Annotated in this window: 2 rRNA genes; both read right to left on the reverse strand. The window is 51.4% G+C overall.

Annotated elements, in window-relative coordinates:
• Positions 1-56: 56 nt before the first annotated feature.
• Positions 57-168: ribosomal RNA gene (rrf, locus tag JHD79_RS22385) — 5S ribosomal RNA — on the reverse strand.
• A 146-nt stretch (positions 169-314) separates the two neighbouring features.
• A 23S ribosomal RNA gene (locus JHD79_RS22390) occupies positions 315-2,626 on the reverse strand; the annotation flags it as partial.

Raw genomic sequence — 2,626 nt, forward strand, 5'->3', positions numbered from 1 at the left:
CGGTCGGTGGCGTTGAATCAAAAAAGCCCCGACCATTTCTGGAGGGGGCGTTTAGGTATAGGCACCGACCTACTCTCCCACGTGTTACCGCAGTACCATCGGCTCAGGCGGGCTTAACTTCTCTGTTCGGAATGGGAAGAGGTGGACACCGCCGATATAGGCACCTGAATATTTTAAATGTTTTCCAGTCATGGGAAGGTTCGCCGGTCGGCCGTCCGGATACCAGACAACTAACAAACTAGAAACCCAACAACTATCAAACAATGACATATTATTGAAAGAAGTCAATGGGAAGAACAAACAACGGTGTGCAGCTTTTGAAAGCTTCGGGTTATTAGTACTACTCGACTGTGCTGTCGCCAGCTTTACATCTGTAGCCTATCAACGTAGTAGTCTTCTACGGCCCTATATGGAATTCTCATCTCGTGGCTAGTTTCGCACTTAGATGCTTTCAGCGCTTATCTATTCCCAGCGTAGCTACTCTGCAGTGCCCCTGGCGGGACAACAGATTCACTAGAGGCTAGTCCAACCCGGTCCTCTCGTACTAAGGTCAGCCCCACTCAAAATTCCTACGCCCACAACAGATAGGGACCGAACTGTCTCGCGACGTTCTGAACCCAGCTCGCGTGCCACTTTAATCGGCGAACAGCCGAACCCTTGGGACCTTCTCCAGCCCCAGGATGTGACGAGCCGACATCGAGGTGCCAAACCTCCCCGTCGATATGAGCTCTTGGGGGAGATCAGCCTGTTATCCCCAGCGTACCTTTTATCCTTTGAGCGATGGCCCTTCCATGCAGAACCACCGGATCACTATATCCGTCTTTCGACCCTGATCGGCCTGTATGCCTCACAGTCAAGCAAGCTTATGCTATTGCACTCCCCGTACGGTTACCAAGCGTACTGAGCTTACCTTTGAAAGCCTCCGTTACCTTTTTGGAGGCGACCACCCCAGTCAAACTACCCATCAAACAATGTCCTCCGCTGGGCGGAGTTAGACACCGAATACAGAAAGGGTGGTATTTCAACGTTGGCTCCACGACACCTGGCGATGCCGCTTCAAAGCCTCCCACCTATCCTACACATCCTGTACCCAATGTCAATGTTAAACTGTAGTGAAGGTGCATGGGGTCTTTCCGTCCCGTTGCGGGTACCCGGCGTCTTCACCGGGACCACAATTTCACCGAGCTCATGGCTGAGACAGCGCCCAGATCGTTACACCATTCGTGCAGGTCGGAACTTACCCGACAAGGAATTTCGCTACCTTAGGACCGTTATAGTTACGGCCGCCGTTTACTGGGGCTTCGATTCAATGCTTCGCCTTGCGGCTGACATCCCCTCTTAACCTTCCAGCACCGGGCAGGTGTCAGGCCTTATACCTCATCTTTCGATTTTGCAAAGCCATGTGTTTTTGTTAAACAGTCGCCTGGGCCTTTTCACTGCGGCTGCCATTGCTGACAGCGCCCCTTCTCCCGAAGTTACAGGGCCATTTTGCCGAGTTCCTTAGCCATGATTCACTCGAGCACCTTAGAATTCTCTTCCCGGATACCTGTGTCGGTTTGCGGTACGGGTTTTTATAGCCTGGAGCTTAGCGGTTTTTCTTGGAAGTCTGATTACCTGCGCTATCCACTTGCCCGAAGGCTCGCGGTACTATCAGCTTTCAGCATCGATCACGGATTTGCCTGTGTTCGATATACCTACGGCCTTCAACGATCTATTCCGTCAGATCGCGGCAGTGTCACTACTCCGTCCCCACATCGCAGCTATAAAAAGTACTGGAATATTAACCAGTTGTCCATCGAATATCCCCTTCGGGTTCTCCTTAGGACCCGACTAACCCTGATCCGATTAGCGTTGATCAGGAAACCTTATCCTTTCGGTGGGCGGGTTTCTCTCCCGCCTTATCGTTACTTATGCCTACATTTGCTTTTCCGGAAGCTCCACCACAGCTCACGCTGCAACTTCGCCGCCGCCGGAATGCTCCCCTACCGATATATTTCAATCCCATAGCTTCGGTATACCGCTTAATGCCCGTTTATTATCCATGCACGATCGCTCGACTAGTGAGCTGTTACGCACTCTTTAAATGAATGGCTGCTTCCAAGCCAACATCCTAGCTGTCTATGCAATCGCACCTCGTTAGTTCAACTTAGCGGTAATTTGGGGACCTTAGCTGATGGTCTGGGTTCTTTCCCTCTCGGCGCGTGACCTTAGCACCCCGCGCCTCACTGCAGGCCATATTTCATAGCATTCGGAGTTTGTCTGGATTTGGTAGGATTTGACTCCCCCGCACCCAATCAGTAGCTCTACCTCTATGAAACTAAATGCCCACGCTGTTCCTAAAAACATTTCGGGGAGTACGAGCTATTTCCCAGTTTGATTAGCCTTTCACCCCTACCCACAGATCATCCGGAAACTTTTCAACGTTTATCGGTTCGGTCCTCCAGTACGTGTTACCGCACCTTCAACCTGTCCATGGGTAGATCACAAGGTTTCGCGTCTACCTCCACTGACTATGCGCCCTATTCAGACTCGCTTTCGCTTCGGATCCGTGCCTGAAGCACTTAACCTTGCCAGTGAAGAGTAACTCGTAGGCTCATTATGCAAAAGGCACGCCGTCACGCCACCT

It is taken from the genome of Pedobacter sp. ASV28, assembly GCF_016428855.1.
Classification (GTDB): domain Bacteria; phylum Bacteroidota; class Bacteroidia; order Sphingobacteriales; family Sphingobacteriaceae; genus Pedobacter.